26 protein-coding genes are annotated in these 24,828 nt (G+C 65.0%); 12 read left to right on the forward strand and 14 right to left on the reverse strand.

The features are described 5' to 3' along the window. Window positions 1–111: 111 nt before the first annotated feature. Entirely contained in the window at window positions 112–1,581 is a 1,470-nt protein-coding gene (locus tag AC1Q5S_RS08350; protein ID WP_303833411.1) for an N-acetylmuramoyl-L-alanine amidase, read from the reverse strand. Continuing rightward, window positions 1,578–2,105: a tRNA (adenosine(37)-N6)-threonylcarbamoyltransferase complex ATPase subunit type 1 TsaE gene (tsaE, locus tag AC1Q5S_RS08355; protein ID WP_303833410.1), complete on the reverse strand. Its 528-nt coding sequence runs from the start codon at window positions 2,103–2,105 to the stop codon at window positions 1,578–1,580. The genes AC1Q5S_RS08350 and tsaE overlap by 4 nt, the downstream gene beginning before the upstream one ends. Here tsaE and queG point away from each other — a divergent pair. Next, entirely contained in the window at window positions 2,088–3,167 is a 1,080-nt protein-coding gene (queG, locus tag AC1Q5S_RS08360; RefSeq protein ID WP_492238618.1) for a tRNA epoxyqueuosine(34) reductase QueG, read from the forward strand. The two genes, tsaE and queG, sit on opposite strands and share 18 nt — an antisense overlap. Window positions 3,168–3,309: 142 nt before the next feature. On the opposite strand, the gene AC1Q5S_RS08365 is transcribed toward queG, so the two are convergent. Beyond that, the gene (locus tag AC1Q5S_RS08365; protein WP_303833408.1) at window positions 3,310–4,215 is read right to left on the reverse strand and encodes an AEC family transporter; all 906 of its coding nucleotides are present in this window, start codon (window positions 4,213–4,215) and stop codon (window positions 3,310–3,312) included. 124 nt (window positions 4,216–4,339) lie between these two features. On the opposite strand from AC1Q5S_RS08365, the gene AC1Q5S_RS08370 reads away from it, so the two are divergent. The 3 genes from AC1Q5S_RS08370 to AC1Q5S_RS08380 all read left to right on the forward strand — a co-directional run bounded on the left by AC1Q5S_RS08370 (window position 4,340) and on the right by AC1Q5S_RS08380 (window position 7,324). After that, the gene (locus AC1Q5S_RS08370; protein ID WP_492238619.1) at window positions 4,340–5,302 is read left to right on the forward strand and encodes a tripartite tricarboxylate transporter substrate binding protein BugE; all 963 of its coding nucleotides are present in this window, start codon (window positions 4,340–4,342) and stop codon (window positions 5,300–5,302) included. 66 nt (window positions 5,303–5,368) lie between these two features. Further along, window positions 5,369–6,268: a site-specific tyrosine recombinase XerD gene (xerD, locus tag AC1Q5S_RS08375; protein ID WP_303833404.1), complete on the forward strand. Its 900-nt coding sequence runs from the start codon at window positions 5,369–5,371 to the stop codon at window positions 6,266–6,268. A gap of 69 nt (window positions 6,269–6,337) precedes the next feature. After that, window positions 6,338–7,324, forward strand: a complete 987-nt coding sequence (locus tag AC1Q5S_RS08380) for a Bug family tripartite tricarboxylate transporter substrate binding protein (protein WP_492238620.1) — start codon at window positions 6,338–6,340, stop codon at window positions 7,322–7,324. Window positions 7,325–7,399: 75 nt separating this feature from the next. Here the strand turns inward: AC1Q5S_RS08380 and AC1Q5S_RS08385 are convergent, their stop codons facing one another. After that, window positions 7,400–8,683: an EAL and HDOD domain-containing protein gene (locus AC1Q5S_RS08385; protein ID WP_492238621.1), complete on the reverse strand. Its 1,284-nt coding sequence runs from the start codon at window positions 8,681–8,683 to the stop codon at window positions 7,400–7,402. A 443-nt stretch (window positions 8,684–9,126) separates the two neighbouring features. After that, window positions 9,127–9,930, reverse strand: coding sequence for a ferritin-like domain-containing protein (locus AC1Q5S_RS08390; RefSeq protein ID WP_492238622.1), 804 nt, complete (start codon window positions 9,928–9,930; stop codon window positions 9,127–9,129). Window positions 9,931–10,014: 84 nt separating this feature from the next. Between AC1Q5S_RS08390 and AC1Q5S_RS08395 the strand changes: the two genes are divergently transcribed. Together AC1Q5S_RS08395 and hslO are read left to right on the forward strand one after the other, a co-directional pair. Continuing rightward, window positions 10,015–10,539, forward strand: a complete 525-nt coding sequence (locus AC1Q5S_RS08395) for a gamma carbonic anhydrase family protein (RefSeq protein WP_303833397.1) — start codon at window positions 10,015–10,017, stop codon at window positions 10,537–10,539. 36 nt (window positions 10,540–10,575) lie between these two features. Continuing rightward, window positions 10,576–11,568 (forward strand): Hsp33 family molecular chaperone HslO, encoded by a 993-nt coding sequence (hslO, locus tag AC1Q5S_RS08400; RefSeq protein ID WP_303833395.1) that lies wholly within the window; start codon window positions 10,576–10,578, stop codon window positions 11,566–11,568. Here the strand turns inward: hslO and AC1Q5S_RS08405 are convergent. The 5 genes from AC1Q5S_RS08405 to pyrG all read right to left on the reverse strand — a co-directional run bounded on the left by AC1Q5S_RS08405 (window position 11,534) and on the right by pyrG (window position 16,404). Beyond that, window positions 11,534–12,073 (reverse strand): hypothetical protein, encoded by a 540-nt coding sequence (locus AC1Q5S_RS08405; RefSeq protein ID WP_492238623.1) that lies wholly within the window; start codon window positions 12,071–12,073, stop codon window positions 11,534–11,536. The two genes, hslO and AC1Q5S_RS08405, sit on opposite strands and share 35 nt — an antisense overlap. Before the next feature lie 17 nt (window positions 12,074–12,090). Beyond that, window positions 12,091–12,369 (reverse strand): septum formation initiator family protein, encoded by a 279-nt coding sequence (locus AC1Q5S_RS08410; RefSeq protein ID WP_303833392.1) that lies wholly within the window; start codon window positions 12,367–12,369, stop codon window positions 12,091–12,093. Between the two features lie 123 nt (window positions 12,370–12,492). Then, complete coding sequence (eno, locus tag AC1Q5S_RS08415) at window positions 12,493–13,779, reverse strand: phosphopyruvate hydratase (protein ID WP_303833391.1); 1,287 nt, start codon at window positions 13,777–13,779, stop codon at window positions 12,493–12,495. A gap of 97 nt (window positions 13,780–13,876) precedes the next feature. After that, the gene (kdsA, locus tag AC1Q5S_RS08420; RefSeq protein ID WP_492238625.1) at window positions 13,877–14,734 is read right to left on the reverse strand and encodes a 3-deoxy-8-phosphooctulonate synthase; all 858 of its coding nucleotides are present in this window, start codon (window positions 14,732–14,734) and stop codon (window positions 13,877–13,879) included. An 11-nt stretch (window positions 14,735–14,745) separates the two neighbouring features. Further along, window positions 14,746–16,404: a CTP synthase gene (gene pyrG, locus AC1Q5S_RS08425; RefSeq protein ID WP_303833388.1), complete on the reverse strand. Its 1,659-nt coding sequence runs from the start codon at window positions 16,402–16,404 to the stop codon at window positions 14,746–14,748. Between the two features lie 91 nt (window positions 16,405–16,495). On the opposite strand from pyrG, the gene coaBC reads away from it, so the two are divergent. From coaBC to AC1Q5S_RS08440, 3 genes are all read left to right on the forward strand, one after another. Beyond that, window positions 16,496–17,713 (forward strand): bifunctional phosphopantothenoylcysteine decarboxylase/phosphopantothenate--cysteine ligase CoaBC, encoded by a 1,218-nt coding sequence (coaBC, locus tag AC1Q5S_RS08430; RefSeq protein WP_303833387.1) that lies wholly within the window; start codon window positions 16,496–16,498, stop codon window positions 17,711–17,713. A 144-nt stretch (window positions 17,714–17,857) separates the two neighbouring features. Further along, window positions 17,858–18,304, forward strand: coding sequence for a dUTP diphosphatase (dut, locus tag AC1Q5S_RS08435; protein ID WP_303833386.1), 447 nt, complete (start codon window positions 17,858–17,860; stop codon window positions 18,302–18,304). A 207-nt stretch (window positions 18,305–18,511) separates the two neighbouring features. Then, window positions 18,512–19,042, forward strand: coding sequence for an outer membrane lipoprotein (locus tag AC1Q5S_RS08440; protein ID WP_303833385.1), 531 nt, complete (start codon window positions 18,512–18,514; stop codon window positions 19,040–19,042). 43 nt (window positions 19,043–19,085) lie between these two features. Here AC1Q5S_RS08440 and AC1Q5S_RS08445 read toward each other — a convergent pair whose 3' ends face one another. Further along, window positions 19,086–19,610 (reverse strand): FKBP-type peptidyl-prolyl cis-trans isomerase, encoded by a 525-nt coding sequence (locus AC1Q5S_RS08445; protein ID WP_303833384.1) that lies wholly within the window; start codon window positions 19,608–19,610, stop codon window positions 19,086–19,088. A 54-nt stretch (window positions 19,611–19,664) separates the two neighbouring features. Here AC1Q5S_RS08445 and AC1Q5S_RS08450 point away from each other — a divergent pair, with 54 nt between their 5' ends. The 3 genes from AC1Q5S_RS08450 to AC1Q5S_RS08460 all read left to right on the forward strand — a co-directional run bounded on the left by AC1Q5S_RS08450 (window position 19,665) and on the right by AC1Q5S_RS08460 (window position 21,812). Next, entirely contained in the window at window positions 19,665–20,804 is a 1,140-nt protein-coding gene (locus tag AC1Q5S_RS08450; protein ID WP_492238627.1) for a JmjC domain-containing protein, read from the forward strand. Next, window positions 20,801–21,319, forward strand: a complete 519-nt coding sequence (locus tag AC1Q5S_RS08455) for a hypothetical protein (RefSeq protein WP_303833380.1) — start codon at window positions 20,801–20,803, stop codon at window positions 21,317–21,319. The genes AC1Q5S_RS08450 and AC1Q5S_RS08455 overlap by 4 nt, the downstream gene beginning before the upstream one ends. Window positions 21,320–21,518: 199 nt before the next feature. Further along, on the forward strand, window positions 21,519–21,812 hold the full coding sequence (locus tag AC1Q5S_RS08460) for a hypothetical protein (RefSeq protein ID WP_303833379.1): 294 nt from the start codon (window positions 21,519–21,521) through the stop codon (window positions 21,810–21,812). 174 nt (window positions 21,813–21,986) lie between these two features. Here AC1Q5S_RS08460 and AC1Q5S_RS08465 read toward each other — a convergent pair whose 3' ends face one another. Genes AC1Q5S_RS08465 through dapA form a run of 3 tightly spaced genes read right to left on the reverse strand, consistent with a single transcriptional unit; the run spans window position 21,987 to window position 24,819 of the window. Beyond that, window positions 21,987–22,775, reverse strand: coding sequence for an MBL fold metallo-hydrolase (locus tag AC1Q5S_RS08465; RefSeq protein WP_303833377.1), 789 nt, complete (start codon window positions 22,773–22,775; stop codon window positions 21,987–21,989). Window positions 22,776–22,787: 12 nt separating this feature from the next. Next, window positions 22,788–23,879, reverse strand: a complete 1,092-nt coding sequence (bamC, locus tag AC1Q5S_RS08470) for an NlpB/DapX family lipoprotein (RefSeq protein ID WP_303833375.1) — start codon at window positions 23,877–23,879, stop codon at window positions 22,788–22,790. A gap of 43 nt (window positions 23,880–23,922) precedes the next feature. Beyond that, window positions 23,923–24,819: a 4-hydroxy-tetrahydrodipicolinate synthase gene (gene dapA / locus AC1Q5S_RS08475; protein ID WP_303833373.1), complete on the reverse strand. Its 897-nt coding sequence runs from the start codon at window positions 24,817–24,819 to the stop codon at window positions 23,923–23,925. Window positions 24,820–24,828: the final 9 nt, after the last annotated feature.

Below are 24,828 nucleotides of genomic sequence, written 5' to 3' on the forward strand. Positions count from 1 at the left end.
TGTGCAGCCGGATGAATGGACCCGCCCCCAGGCGACGCTGAACAAGTCCCCGCGATGGCGCGCGCCCAAAACAGGGATGCGCGGCACGTGAGGGACTTGTTCATCGTTGCCCTAAACCGACCGGCTGCGCGCCAGCGGCGGGTTCTTGGCGAAATAGCGCGTGATGCCGCGCATCAGCGCGTCCGCCAGCTGCACCTGGTAGGCGCTGCTGCGCAGGCGCGCTTCTTCCTCGGGGTTGCTGATGAAGGCGGTTTCGACCAGCACGCTCGGAATGTCGGGAGCCTTGAGCACGGCAAAGCCGGCCTGTTCCACGCGCGGCTTGTGCAGCTTGCCCACGTTGCCGATTTCGCCCAGCAGCACGGTGCCCAGCTTGAGGCTGTCGTTGATCTGCGCCGTGGTGCTCATGTCCAGCAGGGCGCGCTGCACATGCCGGTCTTTCGACTGCACGTTCAGGCCACCGACCAGGTCGGCCTGGTTTTCCTTGTTCGCCAGCCAGCGCGCGGCGGTGCTGGAGGCGCCGCCCTGGCTCAGTGCAAACACGCTGGCACCGCGCGCTGCGGGCGTGGTGAAGGCGTCGGCGTGGATGCTGACAAACAGGTCGGCCTGCACGCGCCGTGCCTTCTCGACGCGGGTGCCCAGCGGCACGAAGTAGTCGCCATCGCGCGTGAGGTAGGCGCGCATGGGGTTGCCGCCCACGGTGGTGGCGTTGATGCGGTCGCGCAGCAGGTGGGCCACGCGCAGCACCACGTCTTTCTCGCGGGTGCCGGCCGGGCCGATGGCGCCCGGGTCTTCGCCGCCATGGCCGGGGTCCAGCGCCACGATGATGATGCGGTCGGTCTGCGTGGTGCTGGCCCCTGGGCTGGCGGTATGGCGGGACGGCGGCGTGGTGGGCTGCGCTGGGGCTGCGGCTACGGCCGGGGTCGGTGGCGCTTCGGGTGGCAGCGCGCGCGTGGCGCGCTGGGTCATCAGCTCGCCCAGGGGGTCTTTTTCGGCGGAGGGCGAGGCTGTGGCCACGGTATGCTGCGCCGCGCCGGCCCGGGTGCCGGCGGGCGCTGTGGCCACAGCCGGGGCCGCAGGTGCATCCCGCAGGCGCTCGGCAATCAGGGCTTCCAGCGGGTCCACGGGCTGTGCGGGGTACAGGTCCAGCACCAGCCGGTGGCCGTAGGCGGCCACGGGCGTCAGCGTGAAGACCTGGGGCATGGCGGCTTGCTTGAGATCGATCACCAGGCGCACCACCCCTGGCGTGTTCTGGCCCACGCGGATGCCGGCAATGTTGGGGTCGTCGGCCTTGACCTTGGCCACCAGTTCGCGCAGTTCGGGGCTGAGGTCGATGCCATCGATGTCCACTGCCAGACGGGGCGGGGTGGTGACGAACACTTGCTTGGTGGTCAGTTGTCCGTCGGATTCGATGGTGACGCGCGAATACTCGGGTGCGGGCCATACGCGCACCGCCACGATCGTGGCGCCCCGCGCTATCTGCTGCGCGCCCAGCAGCAGCACCAGGCTGCCGGCCTGCAGCAGGGTGCGGCGCGATGGGACGGAAGGCGTTGCAGGCCGTGGCTGGTCGGGGGCAGGGGTCATGCGGTCATTCCTTGCAGCAGGCTGCGGCCCAGGGGTGTGGGGGCATGCAGCGTGACTTTCCTCTCGGTGTCGTCAATTGCTTCAATGTGTATAGCAAGGTCCGCAAGCGGGGTAAGCGCCGCAGCCTTTTCTGGCCATTCTGCCAGCTTGAGGCCCGGGCTGGCAAAAATATCTCGGAAACCTGCATCTTCCCATTCGCGCGGGTCGTCAAAGCGGTAGAAGTCAAAGTGCCAGATCGCCAGGCCCGGGGCTTCGTGCGGTTCAACCACGGCGTAGGTGGGGCTTTTGATGCGCCCCTGCACGCCCAGGGCGCGCAGCAGGTGGCGCACGAGGGTGGTCTTGCCGGCGCCCAGGTCGCCATGCAGCGTGATGAAGGCATTGGCCAGCAGGGGCTGCGCGGCCAGGGCACGGGCAAACACCGCCGTGTCGTCCTCGCCATGCCAGGTCAGCACGCGCGGGGTATTGGCGGGGGCCTCGGCGGTGGCAGTTTCTACAATCCGGCCGATATGTGGTGCAACAGTCAACTCGTTCCTCAATTGCGGGATTGGGCCCGCGAACTGGGATTTTCCCAAATTGGCGTGGCGGGGGTGGATTTGTCTGCGTCCGAGCCCGGGTTGATGCAATGGCTGGCGCAAGGGTTCCATGGCGACATGCATTACATGGCCGCGCACGGCCTCAAGCGCGCCCGCCCGGCCGAGCTGGTGCCGGGCACCGTGAGCGTGATCACCGCGCGCATGGATTACCTGCCGCGCGACACGCCAGTGCAGACGTCCGAGGGCTGGCAGGCCGTCGAGCTGGCGCGCCTTTCGCGCCCCGAGGAGGGCATTGTGTCGGTGTATGCCCGGGGGCGCGACTACCACAAGGTGCTGCGCGCGCGCCTGCAAAAGCTCAGCGACCGCATTGCCGAGGCCATAGGCCCTTTTGGCCACCGCGTGTTCACCGATTCGGCGCCGGTGCTGGAGGCCGAACTGGCCTCGCGCAGCGGCCAGGGCTGGCGCGGCAAGCACACGCTGGTGCTCAACCGCGAGGCGGGTTCGATGTTTTTCCTGGGCGAGATCTATGTGGACATGGCCCTGCCGCCGAGCGAGCCCGTCAGCGCGCACTGCGGCAGCTGCAGCGCCTGCATGGATGTGTGCCCCACGCAGGCCATCATTGCGCCGCACCGGCTGGATGCGCGGCGCTGCATCTCCTACCTCACCATCGAGCACGCGGGGCCGATACCTGTGGAGCTGCGCCCGCTGATGGGCAACCGCATCTATGGTTGCGACGACTGCCAGCTGATCTGCCCCTGGAACAAGTTCGCGCAGGTCAGCCGCCTGCCGGATTTTGACGAGCGCAAGGGGCTGGCCGGCCAGCAGCTGGTGCACCTGTTTGCCTGGGACGAAGCCACCTTTTTGCGCATGACCGAGGGCGGCCCCATCCGCCGCATCGGCCATGAGCGCTGGCTGCGCAACCTGGCCGTGGCGCTGGGCAACGCTCTGCACGCCACGGGCGATGAGGCCCTGCGTGCGGCGCTGCAGTCGCGGGCCGAGGACGCCAGCGCGCTGGTGCGCGAGCATGTGGCCTGGGCGCTGGATCTTGAATGATACGTGTCGCTAGCGCTTTCAGGGTAAGCGCTGGCGGCTATCAAAACGGGGGGGCCATTCCGGGGCCATTCATAAAGTGGTTAACAGCGTGCCGGCGTGCGGGGGCTGGGGCCGCGTGCGTCGGGGGTGCATGCCTGGGCATTCATCGCAAAAACCCCAGCGCAAAGGGCAGGCTGACCATGCCCAGCAGGGTTGAAAGCGTCACCAGCCCGGCCACATAGGGCCCGTTGTAGCCCATGCGCGCCGCCAGCACGTAGCAGGTGGATGCGGTGGGCAGGGCCGAAAAAGCCAGCAGCACGGTGGTCTGCACCGGGTTAAGGTCGAACAGGCGCGCCATGCCGAAGGCAATGAGCGGCTGCGCCAGGTGGCGGATGGACAGCACGGCGGTGCTCAGCATCTTGCTGCGCGTGAGCAGGCCGAACTGCATGCCCGCGCCCGCCGCCATCAGCCCCAACGCCAGCGAGGCGGCGCTGATGCGGCTCACGGTGGGTTCCAGCCATATGGGGATGCGAAAGCCCAGCAGGTTGGCCACCAGCCCCGATGCGGTGGCAATGATGAGCGGGTTGCGCAGCAGCTCGCGCGCAAAGCCGTGCTGGCCGTGGCGTGCCATGGGCCACACGGCGGCCACGTTGAACAGGGGCACGCAGACACCGATCAGCACGGCAATCATCAGCAGGCCTTGCGCGCCGGCCAGCCGCTCGGCCAGCGCCAGGCCGATGAAGGAGTTGAAGCGGAATGCCACCTGGGCGCTGGCCGCATGGTCACGGGCGTCCAGCCGCTTGCCGAGCCAGGGCCAGTGCGGCAGGCTGTAGGCGAGTGCAATGCCGGCCAGGCCCGAGAGCAGGCCCGCGCCAATCAGACCCGAAGCGGCGCCGATGTCCACCGGGCTTCTCACGATGGACTGGAACAACAGCACGGGAAACAGCAGGTAATACACCAGGCTCTCCACCGGCTGCCAGACCGAACGGTTCAGGGCGGTGTAGCGGCAGACCAAGTAGCCAAAGAGGATGAGGGTGAAGTCGGGGAGAAGGAGCTGGGCGTAATTCACGGCGCCGAGAATACCTGATGCTGCCGTGGGCTGAGGGTTAGCCCCGATGGGGAATCCATGGGCGAGGTATACGCGTATTGCGCATACCATTGGCCGGTCTGTCACCCTCACAAAGGAGAACTGAATGCATCGTCGTCAATGGCTCGCTCTCACCCTCGCGGCCGCTGCTGGCACCGCCGCGGCCCAGGGCTATCCCACCAAGATCATCAAGCTGCAGGTGCCCTTTGCACCCGGCGGCACCACCGACATCATCGCCCGCGTCATTGCCGACCCGCTGGGCCGTGCGCTGGGCCAGAGCGTGATCGTGGAAAACAAGTCGGGCGGCGGCGGCATCGTGGGCGCCAACGAAACGGCCAAGTCGGCCCCCGATGGCTACACGCTCGGTGTGGCCACGGTGTCCACCACGGCGGCCAACCCGGCCATCAACCCCAAGACGCCGTACAACCCGCTGACCGATTTCACGCCCATCATCAACATCGCGGCCACGCCCAACATCATTGCGGTGCACCCCAGCTTCTCAGCCAAGGACTACAAGTCGTTCGTGGCCGAGGTCAAGAAGTCGCCCGGCAAATACTCGTATGCCTCGTCGGGCACGGGCGGCATCGGCCACCTGCAGATGGAGCTGTACAAGAACCTCTCGGGCACCTTCGTGACCCACATCCCCTACCGCGGTGCAGGCCCCGCACTGAACGACACCGTGGCTGGCCAGGTGCCCATGATCTTTGACAATCTGCCCTCGGCGCTGCCTTTCATCAAGGAAAACCGCCTGGTGCCCATCGTGGTGGCAGCACCCCAGCGCGTGGCGGCCCTGCCCAATGTGCCCACCTTCAAGGAGCTGGGCCTGGAGCCGGTGAACCGCATGGCCTACTACGGCATCGTGGGCCCCAAGGGGCTGCCCAAGGATATCGTCGACAAGATCCATGCCGCCGTGCGCCAGGTGCTGGATGACCCGGCCGTGAAAAAGCGCATTGAAGACACGGGCTCGCTCATCGTAGGCAACACGCCGGAGCAGTTCAGCGCGCAGATCAAGGCCGAGTACGCGGTGTACAAGGATGTGGTGGCCAAGCAGAAACTCACGCTGGAATAATCCCCCATCGTGTCCCCTGCAGCCGCCCGCACCCCGGGCGGCTTTTTTACGTGCTATGGTTTTTACATGCTTGCAGCCAGCCTGACCGCCATTGATACTTTTGTGGATGCCTTGTGGCTGGAAGACGGCCTGGCGCGCAACACGCTGGCGGCCTACCGGCGCGACCTCACGCTGTATGCCACCTGGCTGGCGCAGCAGCAGCCCGCACTGGCGCTGGATGGCACGGCCGAGCACCATCTGCAGGCCTATTTTGCCGAGCGCCATGCCCAGACGCGGGCCACGTCGGCCAACCGGCGCCTGACGGTGCTGCGGCGTTATTTTCACTGGGCGCTGCGCGAGCGGCGCATCGGCGCCGATCCCACGGTGCGGCTGGAGGCGGCGCGCCAGCCGCTGCGGGTGCCCAAAACCCTGTCGCAGGCGCAGGTCGAGGCCTTGCTGAACGCCCCCGACGTGGGCACCCCGCTGGGCCTGCGCGACCGCACCATGCTGGAGCTGATGTATGCCAGCGGCCTGCGCGTGACCGAGCTGGTCACGCTCAAGACCTTTCAACTCGGCCTGAATGAAGGCGTGCTGCGGGTGATGGGCAAGGGCAGCAAGGAACGCCTGGTGCCGTTTGGCGAGGAGGCCCGGCTATGGATCGAGCGCTACCTGCAGGAATCGCGCGGCGTGATCCTGGGCGGGCAACAGACCGAGGACCTGTTTGTCACCCAGCGCGGCTGCGGCATGACGCGCGTGAGTTTCTGGATGATCGTCAAGAAATGGGCGGCGGTGGCGGGCATCACGGTGCCACTGTCGCCGCACACGCTGCGCCATGCCTTCGCCACCCATCTGCTCAACCATGGCGCAGATCTGCGGGTGGTGCAACTGCTGCTGGGCCATGTCGATATCTCCACCACCACCATCTACACCCATGTGGCACGCGAGCGCCTGAAGGCGCTGCACGAACGCCACCATCCTCGGGGGTGAAGCGTACGCGGGCGCAGCCCCGTGACCTGCGCGAAAATCGACCGCTTCCCGATTCCTGAAAGCCCCGCAATGCCATTCCAAAGCCGTCGCCGCCTGCTGACTTCCCTGTGCCTGAGTGCCCTGGCGCCCCTGGGCCATGCCCAATCGCAACCGGCAGCCTGGCCCGCCAAACCCATCCGCATCGTGGTGGCCTACCCCGCAGGAGGGGTGAGCGACACGGTGGCGCGCGCGCTGGCGGACAAGCTGGCGGTGCAGCTGGGCACCGCGGTGGTGATTGAAAACAAGGCGGGCGCCAGCGGCAGCATTGGCGTGGATGCGGTGGCCAAGGCCGCCCCTGATGGCTACACCCTGGGTTTTGCCTCCATCAGTCCGCTGGCGCTCAACCCGCACCTGGGCAAGTCGCCCTTTGATCCGCAAAAAGACATTGCCCCCGTGATCAGCGTGATGTATTCGCCGGTGCTGCTGCTGGGCACACCCGCCAGCAAGGCGCGCGACTTCCGCGATCTGCTGGCCACCGCGCGCGCCAAACCTGGCGAGATTCGCTGGACCACGTCGGGCCCGGCCTCGCTGGGCCACATCATGCTGGAGCAAATCATGGCCAGCGCCCAGGTGCAAATCACCCACGTGCCCTACAAGGGCGGTGGCCAGCAGATGAACGACGCGCTCGGCGGGCAGTTCGAGGTGCTTTCCACCAATGCCGGCCCGGCCGTGCTGCAGCATGTGAAGTCGGGCAAGCTCAAGGCCCTGGCGGTGGGCGCGCCCGCGCGGCTCGACAGCCTGCCTGATGTGCCCACGTTGGCGGAGCTGGGGCTGCCTGCCGCGAACATGTCATCGCTGTTCGGCGTCTATGCGCCGGCTCAGACCCCTGCCGCCGTGCTGGCCCGGCTCAATGCCGAATTCAACAAGGCGCTGGCGCAGCCCGACATCCGCAACAAGCTTGATGCCACCGACAACGTGCCAACGGGTGGAACGGCGGCCGCGTTTGCCCGCCAGATTGCGCTGGAATCCGAGAACAACGCCCGCATCATCCGCAGTGCCGGTATCCAGGGCAACTGAGCCCAGGGCTCAGGGCGCAATCCGCTGCGGCTCCGTCCGGGCGGTGCGCATCGGGGCGGCGGCGCCGCCGCCGGATTACTCTTCGCCCAGGCTCTCGGCCCAGGTCAGGGCCTGCAGGTGGGCCCAGTTGACTTGGCGGTTGGACAGGTGCAGGGCCTCCGCTGCCTTGGCGAATGCCACTTCGTCGCCGCTTTCGCAGGCCTTCGTGAGTTCAAGAAACGGCGCAAACACGCCAGTGCCATGCAGCAGCGCATCCGTCACGGTCTCTGGCAAGGCCACCGATGCGAGGGCTTTTTCGAGCGGCACGCCCAGCATCACATCGAGCAGCGAGAAAACGCCCACGACGAAGGCGTTGTCGCATTCCTCGGGGGCCAGCAGTTCGGCCGCCAGCAGTTCCATGATCCGGCCCCGCACCACCGCCGTGGTTCCTATGGCCAGCGGTGCGCCGCCAGCGCGCGAGGTGGTCATGAGCAAGGCGGCCCAGCGGAACAGTTTTTTGAGCCCCAGGATCATTACCGCATGGCGGAACGAGGTGACCTCGCACGACAGGCCAAAGCCCGAGGAGTTGATGAAGCGCAGCAGGTTGAAAGACAGCGTGGGGTCTTTCTTGAGCAGGTCTTCAATTTCAGCGGTGCTGGCCTGTTTGTGCACCAGGTTGATCAACTGGATGATGGTCGCCCGGGAAGGGCGGATGGTGGTGGCCTTGACCAGCGAGGGTTTGGCGAACCAGTAGCCCTGGAACAGCTGGACACCCAGGTCCGCCATCAGCTGGTACTGCTCGGAGGTTTCCACTTTCTCCGCCACCAGCGTGGCCTGGCTGTGGATACTGGCAAATTTGACCAGCAGGCCCGCCAGTTCGGGCTTGAAGGCCTGCATGTCCAGCTTGATGAAGCCTGCCAGCGGCAACCACGATACGTAGCTGCGCTTGAGCACGTTCTGGTCGAATGCCAGCCGGAAACCGCGGGTGCGCAGGGCGTCCAGCGTGGCAACCCGGGCTTCGATGTCCTTGGCCGTGGCGCTATCGGCAAGCGGGGGAACCTCCAGCACCACCTTGTCGGGGTGGATGAGCTCCAGATGACCGCCTGCCAGGCTTTCGTGCGTGCAGTTGATGAACACCGTTTTCTTGCCGACCAGGGCTTCGGTGCCGGCATGCGACAGGGCATTGAACAGCAGCGCGGCATCGCTGGCGGCGGTGTGGGAGTTCGATGCCGTGGTGCGGTCGAACAGCTCGTAGCCATAGACCGCACGGTTGGCATCCACGATGGCCTGGCGCGCGATGATGACCAGATTTTCGTTCTCTGTGCCATCGGATGCGGCGACTGCGGCTTCCGGGATGTCGTGTTCGTGGATGCTCGACATGGGTACGCTGGTAAGGGGTTGCGGGAGAGGTTCCGGGGCATTCTAGACCGGGGCCGCTGCCAGGGAGATCAAGCCGTGCGCTGGTCCACCCAGGCCAGTGCCTGCAGATGGGCCAGGTTGCTTTGCCGGCCTGCTTGTGCACCAGGTGGATGCGATGGATGATGCTGGCCTGCGAGGCCGGGAGCCGTTTGGCGCTCGATGAGCGCGGGGCGGGCGAACCAGTATCCCTGGAACAGACGGCCACCTCGGCGCCAGCGGTGTGGCCCAGGGGGATTTCGAGCACGACCTTGTCGGGGTCCACCCGTTCGAGGTGGCCCCGTCAGGCTTTCGTGGGTGCCATGGACAAAATGAGTTTCCTGCCCACCAGGTCTTCGGTGCCCGCGCAGGAGAACAGACGTGGCCTCTGGTGATGGTGGAAAAAATCGGTGATCGGGGTGTCTCGATCAGCCCTGCTGCAACCACAGCAATTCGGCTTCGGTAAAGCCCGCTCTGCGGCGCGCGGCCTCGTTGAACGGTGGCTTGAGCCGCGGCGCCTCGTACTGGCGCACCAGCTCGCCGTACAGGGTTTCGGGGTCCAGCCCCTGGCGCGCGCACAGCCAGCGGTACCAGTGGTTGCCAATGGCTACGTGGCCCACCTCATCGTGCAGGATGGTGTCGAGAATGCCTGCGGCTGCCAGGGCATCGGGCGTGCCCACCTGGCGCAGCTTGCGCTGTATTTGCGGCGTGGCATCGAGCCCGCGCGCTTCCATGGTGCGCGGCACCAGGGCCATGCGGGCCACGATGTCGTGCTGGGTCTTCTCGCACATGGTCCACAGGCCCTGGTGGGCCGGGAAATCGCCGTAGTCATGGCCCTGGCGGCGCAGGTGGTCGCGCAGCAGCAGAAAATGCCGGGCCTCTTCGGCCGCCACGCGCAACCAGTCGAGGTAATAGGCCCGCGGCATGCCGTCAAAGCGCCAGACCGCATCGAGGGCCAGGTTGATGGCGTTGAACTCGATGTGCGCGATGGCGTGGATGAGAACGGCGCGGCCTTCGGCCGTGGCCGGGGAGCGGCGTGCGACCTCGGTGTGACGCAGCAATGCCGGGCGCTCGGGATGGCCGGGGAGGGCGCTGGCATCCACCGGGGCAGTGGGGGTTTGTTCTGCTATTGAAAAAGTAGCTTCTCGCGCATGAAGATCAAGCGCTGCGGCCGTTTTTTGTTCTGGGTCTGAGAGGCACAAAACCTGCAGTGCACGTTGGCGAAGCTCCATCCTTACAATTCTAGGCCCTGCACTGCGGGCCAGAGCACATGCTCTGTAACCAACAGGCAGATCCCTTTTTACGGAGTGTGGTGCATGGCGATTTACGAACTCGATGGCGCGGTTCCCCGCGTGGCGGACTCGGCCTGGGTGGCCGACAGCGCGCAGGTGATCGGCAACGTCACGCTGGGCGAGGACGCCAGCGTGTGGTTTGGCACCGTGGTGCGCGGCGATACGGAGGCCATCACCATCGGTGCGGGCTCCAACATCCAGGACGCGAGCGTGCTGCATGCCGATTTCGGCAAGCCGCTGGTGGTGGGCGAGCGCGTGACCGTGGGCCACCAGGTCATGCTGCACGGTTGCACCATTGGCGACGAAACGCTGATCGGCATCGGCGCCATCGTGCTCAATGGTGCCAGGATCGGCAAGAACTGCCTGGTGGGCGCGGGCGCGCTGGTGACCGAGGGCAAGGAGTTTGCGGATGGTTCCATGATCATCGGCAGCCCCGCCCGAGCCGTGCGCGAACTCAGCCCCGAGCAGATCGAGGGCCTGCGCCAGAGTGCCCGGCACTACATGGACAACGCACGCCGCTTTCAAAACGGCCTGCACAAAATCGGCTGAATGCCGCTGCCGATTATTTCTCCGGGAATTCCCTGCGTGTCTGAACTCCACAAGTTTCTTTTCGATGGCATGCCCGTGCGCGGCATGCTGGTGCGCCTGACCGAGGCCTGGACCGACATCCTGCAGCGCCGCGCCAGCAACACCGCCACCGGCCCCTATCCCGCACCTGTGCGCGAACTGCTGGGCGAAATGGCCGCCGCTGGCGTGCTGATGCAGTCGAACATCAAGTTCAACGGTGCACTGGTGCTGCAGGTGTTTGGCGACGGCCCCGTCAAGCTGGCCGTGGCCGAGGTGCAGTCCGACCTGAGCCTGCGTGCCACCGCCACGGTCAACGGCCCCGTGGCCGACGGCGCTCGCCTGAGCCAGATGCTCAATGTGGCGGGCGGCGGGCGCTGCGCCATCACGCTCGACCCCAAGGACCGCCATCCGGGCCAGCAACCCTACCAGGGCGTGGTGCCATTGCATGGCGATCAGCATGAAAAGCTGGAGCGCCTGTCGGATGTGCTGCAGCACTACATGCTGCAGTCCGAGCAGCTCGATACGGTGCTGGTGCTGGCTGCCAACGACACCGTGGCGGCCGGCCTGCTGATCCAGCGCATGCCCCTCAAGGGTGAGGGCAACTTGGCGGCAGGCCTGACGCACCGCGAGAATGAAGACCAGATCGGCCGCAACGAGGACTACAACCGCATTGCCCACCTGGCATCGAGTCTGACCCGCGAGGAACTGCTGACCCTGGATGTGGACACCATCCTGCGCCGCCTCTTCTGGGAAGAAACGCTGCTGCGTTTCGAGCCGCAGCAGGGCAGTACCGGCCCTCGCTTTGCGTGCAGTTGCAGCCGCGAACGCGTGGGCAACATGCTGCGCAACCTGGGCCGGGACGAGATCGAGAGCATTCTGGCCGAGCGCGACGATGTCGAGGTGGGCTGCGAATTCTGTGGGCAGCAGTACCGCTTCGACGCGGTGGATGCGGCGCAGATCTTTGTCTCGCCGGCCGTCAGCCAGCCTCCGGTGTCTCCCGGAATCCAGTAAGCCCTGCGACGCGTTGGGCCGTGTCCCGGCCGGCGAGGGCACTGAACAGGCGGTGCTCGCAGTCGGGGTCGCTGCATTTCTCGCAATCCCAGGCGCGCAGGCGCATCGGTTTGTCATCAAGCTGGTTTCTTGCGCTTGTTGATCGCACTTTTGTTGCTACTGATTCAATAGCGTTCAAGGCATTGTCGATGCGTCTTCTCCCCCGGCCGTACACCACCTGGTAGCGCACAGCGGCATCTGCCAACAGGAGGCGAAGGCGTGCGTCGAAGGCCTCGCGCCGCGCTTGTTCGGGTGCGGGGCAGGGGGCGTCCAGGCCCATCAGCAAGGTGATGGCGGCGCTGTGCAGGGTGCGGTGCATCGCGTCGGGCAGATACGGGGCGTCTGCCAGTGCAATGGCCCGAACCGTGAGCGCAGAATCGGCGAGACGGAGCTTGAGGGTTTCGGCCAGTTCGGCCGCGCCGGTGCCAGGGGCTCCCAGCAGGGCAATGGTCTGCGGCACAGGCACTGGGGATGCGCAGCGGTTCAGCGGGGCGTGTATTGCACGTAGACCTCGTTGGGCTTGACCATGCCCAGCTCGCTGCGTGCCTTTTCTTCCACCATGTCCAGCCCCTCCTTGAGGTCGTGCACCTCGGAGTTCAGGCGTTCATTCGCCTGGCGGGCCTGGTCGTTGGCGGCCGTCTGCGTGGCCAGCTGGCGCTGCATCTCCTGCACGCGCGGAATGCTGCCCCGCCCCAGCCAGAGCTGGGCGTGCAGGGCTGCCAGCAGGGCCAGCAGGACAATGGGAACGAGACGGGACACCATGGCTTAAATGGTACGCCCGGAAAGGGGGGGCATGCCATTCGTTTCACCCAGCCGCTGCCCTGCCGCCCCAGGGCGCACGGGGGCCGTGGGGCGAGCGCAGCGGAGCCAGGCGGTTGGCACGGTTCAACGCAGGTTGTAGAACGCGGTGCGGCCAGGGTAGTGGGCGATTTCACCCAGGTCTTCTTCGATGCGCAGCAGCTGGTTGTACTTGGCGATGCGGTCCGAGCGCGACAGCGAGCCGGTCTTGATCTGGCCGGCATTGGTGCCTACGGCGATGTCGGCGATGGTGCTGTCTTCGGTTTCACCCGAGCGGTGCGAGATCACGGCGGTGTAGCCGGCGCGCTTGGCCATCTCGATGGCGGCAAAGGTTTCGGTCAGGGTGCCGATCTGGTTGATCTTGATGAGGATCGAATTGCCGATGCCCTTGTCGATGCCTTCGTTCAGGATCCTGGTGTTGGTAACGAACAGGTCGTCGCCCACCAGCTGCACGTTCTTGCCCAGGCGCTCGGTCAGGATCTTCCAGCCGTCCCAGTCGCCTTCATGCATGCCGTCTTCGATGCTGATGATGGGGTACTTGTCGCACCACGATGCCAGCATGTCGGTCCATTGCTGGGCGGTGAGCTTCAGGCCGCCCTCACCTTCGAGCACATACATGCCGTCCTGGTAGAACTCGCTGGCCGCGCAATCGAGGCCCAGGGCGATCTGCTCGCCTGCCGTGTAGCCGGCGGCTTCGATGGCCTGCAGAATGAGCTGGATCGCCGCTTCGTGGTTTTCCACCGATGGCGCAAAGCCACCTTCGTCGCCCACGGCGGTGCTCATGCCCTTGTCGTGGATGATCTTTTTCAGCGCATGGAACACCTCGGCACCCCAGCGCACGGCCTCGCGAAAGCTCGGTGCACCCACGGGGATGATCATGAACTCCTGCAGATCAAGGCTGTTGTTGGCGTGCGCACCACCGTTGATGACGTTCATCATGGGCACGGGCAGTTGCATGCTGCCCATGCCGCCCAGGTAGCGGTACAGCGGCAGGCCGGATTCTTCGGCCGCAGCGCGGGCCACGGCCATCGACACGGCCAGCATGGCGTTGGCACCCAGGCGGCTCTTGTTCTCGGTGCCATCGAGGTCGATCAGGGTCTTGTCCAGAAAGCCTTGTTCCGAAGCGTCCAGGCCCAGCACGGCCTCGGAGATTTCGGTGTTGATGTGCTCCACGGCCTTGAGCACGCCCTTGCCCAGGTAGCGGCTCTTGTCGCCGTCGCGCAGCTCGATGGCTTCGCGCGAACCGGTGGATGCGCCCGAGGGCACGGCCGCACGGCCCATCACGCCCGATTCGAGCAGCACGTCGCATTCGACGGTGGGATTGCCGCGGCTGTCCAGCACTTCGCGGCCTACGATGTCAACAATGGCACTCATGGTTTTCCTTGGATGGGAAGTTTCAAATTTTTCAGGCCATCTTGGCCTGTAGCGCTTATGGAGTAATCGCTTTTAGCTATCAAAAATATACTGCCAATCAGGCGTCGAATTGGTTTTCAAGGAACCCGCTCTTCTTGGTCACGTCGTCCAGCGCCACCAGGGTTTCCAGCAGGGCTCTCATGTGCTGGAGTGGCACGGCGTTCGGTCCGTCCGACCAGGCCTCGGCGGGCTTGGGGTGGGTTTCCATGAACAGACCCGCCACGCCCACAGCCACGCCGGCACGGGCCAGCACCGGCACCATGTCGCGGGCGCCGCCGCTCACGGCGCCCAGGCCGCCGGGCTTTTGCACCGAGTGGGTCACGTCAAACACCACCGGCGCGCCGGACTTGCGCATTTCAGCCAGGCTGGTCATGTCGGCCACGAGGTTGTTGTAGCCAAAGCTCACGCCACGCTCGCAGGCCAGAAAGCGGTCTGGGGGCAGGCCCACTTCCGCCGCGGCCGCGCGGGCCTTGTCGATGACGTTCGTCATGTCCCAGGGCGCGAGGAACTGGCCCTTCTTGATGTTCACCGGCTTGCCGCTTTGTGCCACGGCGCGGATGAAATCCGTCTGGCGGCACAGAAAGGCGGGCGTTTGCAGCACATCGACCACGCTGGCCACTTCGGCCACCTGGGATGCGTCGTGCACATCGGTCAGGATGGGCAGCTGCAACTGGCGGCGTACCTCGTCCAGGATCTTCAGGCCCGCCTCCAGCCCCACGCCGCGCTGGCTGGTGCCAGACGAGCGGTTGGCCTTGTCGAACGAGCCCTTGTAGATCAGGGGAATGCCCAGCGCAGTGCAGGCCTCCTTGAGCTGGCCGGCAACGTCCAGCGACATCTGCAGGCCTTCAATGGAGCAGGTGCCCGCGATCAGGAAAAAGCGCTGATCGAGGCCGACGTCGAATCCGCACAGTTGCATGGTAGTTTCCCTCAGGCTTTCGCCGCTTGCTTCTGGTGTTCCACGGCCGCCTCGATGAAGGCATTGAACAGCGGGTGGCCGTTCCAGGGCGTCGATTTGAACTCGGGGTGGAACTGCACGCCGATGAACCAGGGGTGCACAGCGCTGGGCAACTCGACGATTTCGGTGAGCTGCTCGCGCTGCGTCAGGGCCGAAATCACCAGGCCCGCCTTGCGCAGCTGGTCCAGGTAGTTCACGTTGGCTTCGTAGCGGTGGCGGTGGCGTTCGGTCACCACGTCGCCGTAGATGCTGTGGGCCAGCGAGCCCTTTTGCACATCCGAGCTTTGTGCGCCCAGGCGCATGGTGCCACCCAGGTCCGAGTTCTCGTCGCGTTTTTTGATGGTGCCGTCCGCGTCCTTCCACTCGGTGATCAGGGCGATCACGGGGTGGGGCGTTGCGGGGTCGAACTCGGTGCTGTTGGCGTTGGCCAGGCCCGCCACATGGCGCGCGTATTCGATGGTGGCCACTTGCATCCCCAGGCAGATGCCCAGGTAGGGCACTTGGTGCTCGCGGGCAAACTGGGCGGTGCTGATCTTGCCTTCCACCCCGCGGCTGCCGAAGCCGCCGGGGACCAGAATCGCGTCGTACCGGGCCAGTTTTGCAGCGGCGTTCGCGTGGTCGATGGTTTCGGAGTCCAGGTGCTCGATCTTCACGCGCACATGGTTCTTCATGCCCGCGTGGCGCAGCGCCTCGTTGACGGACTTGTAGCTGTCCGACAGATCCACGTACTTGCCCACCATGGCGATGGTGACTTCGCCCCGGGGGTGCTCGGTTTCATACACCAGCTCGTCCCAGCGCTTGAGGCTGGTGGGCGGGGTGTTCAGGCGCAGCTTGTCGCAGATCAGGCCATCGAGGCCCTGCTCGTGCAGCATGCGGGGCACCTTGTAGATGGTGTCCACATCCCACATGCTGATCACGCCCCATTCGGGCACGTTGGTGAACAGCGAAATCTTCTCGCGTTCTTCTTCAGGCACCGGCTTTTGTGCACGGCACAGCAGGGCGTCGGGCTGAATGCCGATCTTGCGCAGCTCCTGCACGGTGTGCTGCGTAGGCTTGGTCTTGAGTTCGCCGGCCGTGGCAATCCAGGGCAGGTAGGTGAGGTGCACAAAAGCCGAGTTGTTGGGGCCCAGCTTGAGGCTGAGCTGGCGCACGGCCTCAAGGAACGGCAGCGATTCGATATCGCCCACGGTGCCGCCCACTTCGCAAATGGCCACATCCACCGCATCGTCGGTGCCAATGCCCGCACCCCGCTTGATGTATTCCTGAATTTCGTTGGTGACATGCGGGATGACCTGCACGGTCTTGCCCAGGTAGTCGCCACGGCGTTCTTTTTCGAGCACCGACTGGTAAATCTTGCCGGTGGTGAAGTTGTTGGACTTCTTCATGCGCGTTTCAATGAAACGCTCGTAGTGGCCCAGGTCGAGATCGGTTTCCGCGCCGTCGTCGGTCACGAAAACCTCGCCGTGCTGGAACGGCGACATGGTGCCCGGATCTACGTTGATGTAGGGGTCAAGCTTGATGAGGGTGACTTTGAGTCCCCGCGATTCGAGGATCGCGGCAAGGGAGGCTGAGGCGATTCCCTTACCGAGGGAAGACACCACACCGCCGGTGACGAAGACAAATTTGGTCATGTCTTTTTTGGTGGTGGGAAATCGGGATTATAGATGGGCCCCCGGCAAGTGGCGGCGGCGGGGCCTTCTGCCGTCTGCTAAATTCGCGTCCATGAATGAGCTTGCTGGCAAACACATTGTTCTGGGTCTGAGCGGGGGCGTGGCTTGCTACAAGGCGGCTGACTTGTGCCGCCAGCTCATCAAGGAGGGTGCCACCGTGCAGGTGGTGATGACCGAGGCGGCGGAACAATTCATCACGCCGGTGACCATGCAGGCCTTGTCGGGGCGGCCGGTCTATGGATCGCAGTGGGACACGCGCGAGGCCAACAACATGCCCCACATCAACCTGAGCCGCGAGGCCGATGCCATTGTGATTGCGCCGTGCAGCGCCGACTTCGTGGCGCGCCTGGCACAGGGGCGGGCCGATGAATTGCTGAGCCTGCTGTGCCTGGCGCGGCCCACGGGGCGCGTGCCGCTGCTGCTGGCGCCCGCCATGAACCGCGAGATGTGGGCCCACCCGGCCACCCAGCGCAACCTGGCCCAGGTGGCGCAGGATGGCGCCGTGGTGCTGGGCGTGGGCAATGGCGACCAGGCCTGTGGCGAGACGGGCGACGGGCGCATGCTCGAACCCCTGGAGCTGCTGGACGAGCTGGTGGCCTTTTTTTCGCCCAAGCTGCTGTCTGGCCGCAAGGTGCTGATCACGGCGGGCCCGACCTTTGAGGCGATCGACCCGGTGCGCGGCATCACCAATCTGTCGAGCGGCAAGATGGGCTTTGCCATTGCGCGTGCCGCCCGGGAGGCGGGCGCCGAGGTCGTTTTGATCGCGGGGCCCGTGCATCTGCCAACGCCCCGCGGCGTGCACCGCGTGGATGTGCAATCGGCACAGGAAATGCTTGCAGCGGTTGAGCAGCGAGCGCAGACAGCTTCTGTTTTCATCGCAACGGCGGCAGTGGCCGACTGGCGGCCTGCCATGCCCTCCACCCAGAAGATCAAGAAGGATGGTTCAGGCCAGATGCCGGTGCTGGGTTTTGTCGAAAACGCCGACATCCTGGCGACCGTGGCCCAGTCGCAGCATGCGCTGGTGGGCGACCTGTATTGCGTCGGGTTCGCGGCCGAAAGCCACGATCTGCTGCAGCACGCCACGGCCAAGCGCCAGCGCAAGGGCGTGCCGCTGCTGGTGGGCAATATCGGCCCCGCCACCTTCGGGCAGGACGACAACGCCCTGCTGCTGGTGGATGCACAGGGGCATTGCGAAATGCCACGGGCTTCCAAGCGTGTACTGGCCCAACAGCTGATTGCCGAGATCGCCCGGCGCCTGCCTTCCCCGTGAATGCGCAAGCGCATGCCGTGGGTGTCCATCCGGTGCACGGCAGTGGCGCGCACCGCCGGCATTGCGACTCTCATGCGGTGCGAGCGCTCACGGGCGGGCGCCGAATGTTCCCGCACTCCACCACTACGCATCAGAAAGCAAGAAGTGAAGATTGACGTCAAGATTCTCGATTCGCGCATGGCCGAACAGTTGCCGGCCTATGCCACGCCGGGCAGTGCGGGCCTGGACCTGCGGGCCTGCCTGGATGCGCCCCTGGTGCTGGCCCCCAATGCCTGGCATCTGGTGCCCACGGGCATCGCCGTGTTCATCCGAGATCCTGGTTACGCTGCGCTGATCCTGCCCCGCTCGGGGCTGGGACACAAGCACGGCATCGTCCTGGGCAATCTGGTGGGGCTGATCGACAGCGATTACCAGGGGCAGCTCATGGTCAGTGCCTGGAACCGCAGCACGGTGCCCTTCACGCTGGAGCCCATGGAGCGGTTGGCCCAGCTGGTGATGGTTCCTGTGGTGCAGGCGCAGTTCAATGTGGTGACCGAGTTCGAGGCCACCACGCGTGGCGAGGGCGGCTACGGCTCCACCGGCAAGGGGTGAGCGGCAACGGGTGGCCCTGGGGCGGTTTTTGTGCCATCGGTGTGTCGGCGCATTCCTACGCGGTGCAGCGCCCCAGGCCGACCTTTGCGTTCGTACTTCACCGTCCCGGGGAACCTCGGGTCCATGCTTCAATCGATTCACCGGGTGGTCAAGGGTAATGGCTTCGCCACGGCCTGCCACCACTGGAATATTTCAAGGAGAACCCCTATGCGCAAGATCACACGTTTCGCCACGCTGGCAAGCTCTGCCCTTTTGCTGGGAGCACTGGCCGCCTGTGCGCCGCAGCAGCCTTATCCGTCGCAATATCCAGCCCAATACCCTTCGGGCGGATATTCCTCCGGGGGGTACCAGAGCAATGCGCCGGTCTATTCGAACCAGCCCATGGGCACTGAATATGGACGTGTGGCCAACATTGAGGTGCTGCAAACGCGCAGCCAGGGGCAGACCACCGGTGTCGGTGCCGTGCTGGGCGCCGTGGTGGGCGGGGTGCTGGGCAACCAAGTGGGTGGGGGCTCGGGCCGCACTGCCGCCACAGCGGTGGGCGCGGTCGGTGGCGCATTGGCAGGAAATGCCATCGAAGGGCGCAACCGCGATGCCGGTGGCGGTGAGGTACGGGGCTACCGCATCTCGATTCAGCTCGACCAGGGGGGGTATCGTTCCTACGACGTGAGCCATCCGGGCGACCTGCGCCCTGGCGACCGGGTACGTCTGTACAACGGCCAGATCTCCCGGCTGTAAATGGCAGGCACACCATGGCGGCCGCAGCCGGCCGCCATGGCATTCAATGCAGCAGCGAGTTGCCAGGCGCTTGGGGCTGAATGCGAAAGAAGCCCGTGCCTGCAGTGCCTTTGCCAATCTCGTCTTCGGTGGCTTCGCGCACCCCCTGCACCGTGAGTTGCAGCCGCAGTGCAATGCCGGCAAGCGGGTGGTTTCCGTCCAGTACCACATGGTCTGGATAGATTTCCGTCACGGTGTAGAGCCCGCTGCGGGGCGCGGAAGGGTGGACGCCCTCCGGCAGCGCGCTTCCGTCGAACGTCATGCCTTCTTCGATTTCGGGGGGGAAGAGGTTGCGGGGTTCCAGAAACAGCAATTGATCGTTGAAGTCGCCAAAGGCATCCTCGGGTTCGAGGTGGAGCGCAAGTGTGGCGCCAGGGCCGTGGCCTTGCAGGGCTTCCTCTATCCGGTGCAGCAGGTCCTCGCCGCCCACCAGGAATTCGACCGGGTCATCGAGCACATCGAGTTCTTCGCCGAGGGTGTCTTTCAGGGTCCAGGTCAGTGCGACCACGCATTGTTGGGTAATTTCCATAGGAGAATTGTCGCAGTTTGATCAATGGCCCTGTCATGGGGCGGACAGGTATTCATGGATATCCAGCAACCCCTCCCCCTCCTTGGCGGCCTGACCCCTGCGCAATTCATGCACCGGCACTGGCAGAAAAAACCCTTGCTGGTACGCCAGGCCATCCCCGGGTTCGAACCGCCGGTGTTGCGCGCCGGTCTCTTTGCACTGGCTGCACAGGAGGTGGTGGAATCCCGGCTGGTGCAAAAGGCCAAGGATGTCTGGAAGCTGCGCCACGGACCGTTTTCGCGCCGGGCATTGCCTGCCCTCCAGCAGCCTGACTGGACCTTGCTGGTGCAGGGTGTCGATCTGCACAACGACCAGGTGCATGCCCTCATGCAGCAATTCCGTTTTGTGCCCGATGCGCGCCTGGATGACCTCATGATCAGCTATGCCAGCGATGGCGGGGGCGTGGGCCCGCATTTCGACAGCTACGATGTATTTCTCCTGCAAGCCCATGGCCGCCGCCGCTGGCGCATTGGGCGCCAGAAAGACTTGAGCTTGCGAGACGATATTCCGCTGAAAGTGCTGGCGCAGTTCGAGCCCGAACAGGAGTTCGTGCTGGAGCCCGGGGACATGCTGTACCTTCCGCCCCGGTATGCCCATGACGGTATCGCCGAAGGGGAGTGCATGACCTACTCGATCGGTTTCAGGGTTCCAGCACGGGCGGAACTGGCCCAGGAGCTCTTGACGCGGGTGGCAGAGGATGCGGGCGAAGAGGATGCACCCGTGCTGTACCGCGATGCGGGCCAGGAAGCGGTGGAGCAGCCGGCAGCGATCCCGGATCGGCTGCACGCATTTGCCCGCGAGGCCCTGCAACGCGCGTTGAGCGAGCCCCTGGTGCTGGAGCGCGCGCTGGGGGAATACCTGACCGAGCCCAAGCCCAGCGTGTGGTTCGAGGCGAATGACGCGGGGGTGATGCTGGAGGGCGTTGCGCTGGACCGGCGCACCCGCATGATGTATGACGCGCACCACGTGTTCATCAATGGCGAAAGCTATCGTGCGGCAGGCCGCGATGCCACATTGATGCGGCGCCTGGCGGATCAGCGCCGGCTGCAAAGCCGCGATCTGGCGCGTGCGAGCGACGCTGCCCTGCAGCTGTTGTCTGCCTGGTGCGACGCCGGCTGGGCCCATGCCTGTCAAGAGGCCCAGGAAACCCCATGACCAATGCGGTGCCCTCAGCCCCTCCGCTGCCGGACTTGCCTTCGGGGCGGTTCAGCGGTCGGGACGCCTTCATGCAGCTGGTGCGCAATGGCCTGGCTACCGCTGCCCGCGACGGCTGGGCAGAGATCGTGGTGAGTGATGCCAATTTTCACGACTGGCCGTTGGGTGAACTCGCCGTGATCGAGTCATTGCAGCAGTGGGCGCGCAGTGGCCGGCGATTCACCATGCTGGCCTGCACGTTTGATGAGGTGATTCGGCGGCATGCGCGCTTTGTGCGCTGGCGCGGCACCTGGGATCACATCATTACCTGCCGGCGCAGTCCGTCGGCAGATCCGCTGGACCTTCCCAGTGCTTTGTGGTCTCCCGCCTGGGTGCTGCACCGGGTTGATCCCTTGCACTGTGTGGGGGTCAGCGGGTTCGAGCCGGATCGGCGCGTTTTGCTGCGTGAATCGCTCCATGAGTGGCTGCGGAGTAAAAGTTCTCCCGGCTTCCCGTCAACCACTTTGGGTTTGTAGCGTTAATACAAATGTGTATCTGAAAGATGGAATGCACTGCTTGCGCTCAGTCAGTGTTAGTCAGTATTGACGAATCCCCAATATAATTTCTGACTGCGCTGAAACGCATGCAAATGCATTCCGCCAACGCGTCAACGGCTGTCGAAGCTGATCGTGGTGGCAATTCCAGTTCTTTGTCTGTCTATTTAGGAAAATTGAAATGAAGAAATCCCTCGTTCTGGCTACCCTGATCGCTGCTGCTGCTCTGGCCGCTTGTGGCAAGAAAGAAGAGCCCGCTGCTGCTCCTGCCCCAGCTCCCGTGGAAGCGCCGGCTCCCGCCACTGACGCATCTGCTCCGGTAGACGCTGCCAAGGCTGCTGCTGACGCCGCCGCCACGGCCGCCACTGGCGCCCAGACCGCTGTGGACGCAGCCGCCACTGCCGCATCCGATGCCAAGGCCGCTGTGGATGCTGCTGCGACTGCCGCCACCAACGCCGCTTCTGCTGCCAAGTAAAGCCAGAAACGATTTCAGAGGCTTCCAGCTTGGCTGGAGTGTCTGAAGCCGAAAGCCCCGACCTCTGCAGGTGCGGGGCTTTTTTGTGGGTGGCCTTCGTGTTCAGGGGGACTATTCCCGTGACAGTGGTGTGTGTATTGCCCGCCAACCGCCTGCTGGGTGTGCATCCATCGCTTAGCGGGACAGCGTTACGTCGATCCATTCAGTGCCTGCGACGGCCGAGGCAATGTCCACACCCTGAGCAGGCCAGTCCAGCGCCTGCGCCAGCGCCTGTTGTGCCAGCCAGGGCTGGTTGTTCTGAGCGCTGAGGTGGGCCGCCACCACCCGATTCAGGCCTGCGTGCTGAACGGCCGTCAGGATACTGGCGGCCGCATGGTTGGCCAGATGTCCGTGCTCGCCGCCGATGCGCCGCTTGAGAAAGGCGGGGTAGCCGGACGCCGCGAGCATGTCCGGATCATGGTTGGTTTCCAGCAAAAGTGCGTGGCAACCCTGCAGTTGCTGCAGCACATGGCTGCTGGCGTGGCCCAGGTCGGTGAGCAGACCCAGGTGAGAGGCACCATCGGTACAGCGCAATTGCAGCGGTTCCCGTGCATCGTGTGGCACGGTGAAGGGCAATGCGCACAGGGTACCGAGGTCGATCGGCGCCATGTCGTGGGCCACCCGCAGCAGCCCATCCAGATCGGGAAAACCCAGTGCCGCGTGGGTGCCGGCGCTCATCCATACGGGAACACGGTGTCGCAACGCCAGGGCTTTGGCGCAACCCACATGGTCGGCATGTTCGTGCGTGATGAAAATGGCATCGATCTGGTCGATGCCCAGGCCTGCAGCGCCAAGCCGCGTGGCCAGCTGCCGGATGCCGAAGCCGCAATCCACCAGCAGGCGGCGAATCTGCGATCCGTCGCCGGCCTCCACCACGGTGGCGTTGCCTGAGCTGCCGCTACCCAAGCTGCGAAAGCGCAGCATTGGCAGTCCGGCTTATTTCAGATCGTCTGCCAGCACGCGCAGGATGCGCTCGGCGTTGGCAGACGATTCGGGAGCGCCGGCCTCGTTCAGCACGGAAACCGTGGTGGCGTCACCCTGGCTGCGCACCACCACCTGGTACTTGAGCGGTGGCGTTGCGGCAGAGCCACCGCCCAGCAGCTTGCTGAAGAAGCCGGGCTCTTTTTTGTCGGTTCCTGGTGCGACATAACGCACAAAGTACAGGCCGTCATTGCGGTTGCGGTCTTCCACGGTGAAACCAGTGCGATCCAGGGCCAGGCCCACCCGGCGCCATGCGCGATCAAAACCCTCGTCCATCTGCACCACGGGAACGTTGTTCACCGAGGCCATGCGCACCGTGGCGGCCTTCAGTGCGGGCGCTGCCGCCACCGCCTGGGATTGCTCCTGGCTCACACCGAGCTTGACCATGAGACGGCGCAGGAATTCGGTTTCGAGCTCGGGATCGGCGGCGCGGGGCTGCCAGACGGTGCTGTCCTTGGCGGTGCTGGTGTACACCTCCACCATGCCGCGGTGGGTGACATAGATTTCGGTGCCGCCTGCGGCATTGCGCTCCAGACGCGTGCGGAACTTGTCACGTTCGCCGGTGGAATACAGCGAATCAAAAACCTTGCCGAGGGTGGCGCGGATCACGTCCTGCGGCAGCTTGGCGCGGTTTTCTGCCCAGTCGGTTTCCAGGATGCCCAGGTCGGCCTGATCGACAACCAGGTTGAAACCATTCTCCAGCCAGTATTCACGCACGGGTTCCCACAGTTGGTCGGCCGGTCGGTCGATCACCAGCCAGCGCTGGCTGCCATTGCGTTCGATGCGCACATCGCCAATTTTGCTGGCCGCTGCGGTGGATGTGTTTGATGTTTTCGCGCTCTGGCCTGCCTGGAATGCTGCTGCAGAAACGGTCGTGCCGGGCACCGCGTAGCGGTTGTCTCGCGACAGTTGCGTCAGATCGGGCGGCACTTCCAGCGTGGCCCCCTGGGTGGCGCTTTTGTAGTCGATCTTGTCGCTTTCCAGGACGGAGCAGGCGGACAGGGCCATGGCAAGGCCCAGCAGGCCCAATCGTGCGGTGTGATTCACGCGGAAATCCTCAGAGTGTCTCAAGTGTCGGGGGACGGGCGGCTTACAGAAGGCCGCTGGCGCGCAGGGCTGCTTCGACCGTGGATTCGCAGCCCTGGCTCAGGGGGGTCATGGGCAGGCGCATGGTGCCTGCGCACAGACCCATGCGGGCCATGGCCCATTTCACGGGGATGGGGTTGGCTTCGATGAACAGGTTTTTGTGCACCGGCATCAGCTGGAACTGGATTTCCATGGCGCGCCGCGCATTGCCGGCCAGTGCTGCAACGCACAGCTCGTGCATCAGGCGGGGCGCCACGTTGGCGGTCACGCTGATGTTGCCGTGGCCACCGCACAGCATCAAGGCGACAGCGGTGGGGTCATCGCCCGAATACACGGCAAATCCCTGGGGGACGTCGCGGATGAGCCACTGGGCGCGTTCGATGTTGCCCGTGGCTTCCTTGATGCCGATGATGCCGGGCACCTGGGCCAGGCGCAGCACGGTGTCGTGCTGCATGTCTGCCACCGAGCGGCCGGGCACGTTGTAGAGCACGATGGGCAGGTCGCCCGTGGCCTCGGCTATTGATCGGAAATGCTGGTACTGGCCTTCTTGCGTGGGCTTGTTGTAGTAGGGCACGACCTGCAGCTGGCTGTCGGCCCCTACGCCACGGGCAAACTTGGCCAGCTCGATGGCTTCAGCGGTGGAGTTGGCGCCGCAGCCGGCCATGATGGGCACGCGCCTGGCCGCTTGCTCCACAGACACGCGGATGATTTCGCAATGTTCTTCGACGTTGACCGTGGGCGATTCGCCCGTGGTACCCACCACGCCGATGCAGTCGGTGCCCTCGGCGATGTGCCAGTCGATCAGTTTGCGCAGGGCGGGGTAGTCCACGCTACCGTCCTCGTGCATGGGGGTGACGAGGGCGACGATGCTGCCGGTAAGGGGGACGGAAGAAGAGGTCATGTCCGCAGT

Source organism: Acidovorax sp. GW835-FHT14B10, assembly GCF_058793725.1.

Excerpts from the sequence above, each read along its gene's own strand:
- AC1Q5S_RS08350 (WP_303833411.1), bottom strand. The coding sequence starts at position 1,581 with ATGACCCCTGCCCCCGACCAGCCACGGCCTGCAACGCCTTCCGTCCCA.
- queG (WP_492238618.1), top strand. The coding sequence starts at position 2,088 with ATGTGGTGCAACAGTCAACTCGTTCCTCAATTGCGGGATTGGGCCCGC.
- AC1Q5S_RS08370 (WP_492238619.1), top strand. The coding sequence starts at position 4,340 with ATGCATCGTCGTCAATGGCTCGCTCTCACCCTCGCGGCCGCTGCTGGC.
- xerD (WP_303833404.1), top strand. The coding sequence starts at position 5,369 with ATGCTTGCAGCCAGCCTGACCGCCATTGATACTTTTGTGGATGCCTTG.
- AC1Q5S_RS08380 (WP_492238620.1), top strand. The coding sequence starts at position 6,338 with ATGCCATTCCAAAGCCGTCGCCGCCTGCTGACTTCCCTGTGCCTGAGT.
- AC1Q5S_RS08385 (WP_492238621.1), bottom strand. The coding sequence starts at position 8,683 with ATGTCGAGCATCCACGAACACGACATCCCGGAAGCCGCAGTCGCCGCA.
- AC1Q5S_RS08390 (WP_492238622.1), bottom strand. The coding sequence starts at position 9,930 with ATGGAGCTTCGCCAACGTGCACTGCAGGTTTTGTGCCTCTCAGACCCA.
- AC1Q5S_RS08395 (WP_303833397.1), top strand. The coding sequence starts at position 10,015 with ATGGCGATTTACGAACTCGATGGCGCGGTTCCCCGCGTGGCGGACTCG.
- AC1Q5S_RS08410 (WP_303833392.1), bottom strand. The coding sequence starts at position 12,369 with ATGGTGTCCCGTCTCGTTCCCATTGTCCTGCTGGCCCTGCTGGCAGCC.
- eno (WP_303833391.1), bottom strand. The coding sequence starts at position 13,779 with ATGAGTGCCATTGTTGACATCGTAGGCCGCGAAGTGCTGGACAGCCGC.
- kdsA (WP_492238625.1), bottom strand. The coding sequence starts at position 14,734 with ATGCAACTGTGCGGATTCGACGTCGGCCTCGATCAGCGCTTTTTCCTG.
- pyrG (WP_303833388.1), bottom strand. The coding sequence starts at position 16,404 with ATGACCAAATTTGTCTTCGTCACCGGCGGTGTGGTGTCTTCCCTCGGT.
- coaBC (WP_303833387.1), top strand. The coding sequence starts at position 16,496 with ATGAATGAGCTTGCTGGCAAACACATTGTTCTGGGTCTGAGCGGGGGC.
- AC1Q5S_RS08440 (WP_303833385.1), top strand. The coding sequence starts at position 18,512 with ATGCGCAAGATCACACGTTTCGCCACGCTGGCAAGCTCTGCCCTTTTG.
- AC1Q5S_RS08445 (WP_303833384.1), bottom strand. The coding sequence starts at position 19,610 with ATGGAAATTACCCAACAATGCGTGGTCGCACTGACCTGGACCCTGAAA.
- AC1Q5S_RS08450 (WP_492238627.1), top strand. The coding sequence starts at position 19,665 with ATGGATATCCAGCAACCCCTCCCCCTCCTTGGCGGCCTGACCCCTGCG.
- AC1Q5S_RS08455 (WP_303833380.1), top strand. The coding sequence starts at position 20,801 with ATGACCAATGCGGTGCCCTCAGCCCCTCCGCTGCCGGACTTGCCTTCG.
- AC1Q5S_RS08460 (WP_303833379.1), top strand. The coding sequence starts at position 21,519 with ATGAAGAAATCCCTCGTTCTGGCTACCCTGATCGCTGCTGCTGCTCTG.
- AC1Q5S_RS08465 (WP_303833377.1), bottom strand. The coding sequence starts at position 22,775 with ATGCTGCGCTTTCGCAGCTTGGGTAGCGGCAGCTCAGGCAACGCCACC.
- dapA (WP_303833373.1), bottom strand. The coding sequence starts at position 24,819 with ATGACCTCTTCTTCCGTCCCCCTTACCGGCAGCATCGTCGCCCTCGTC.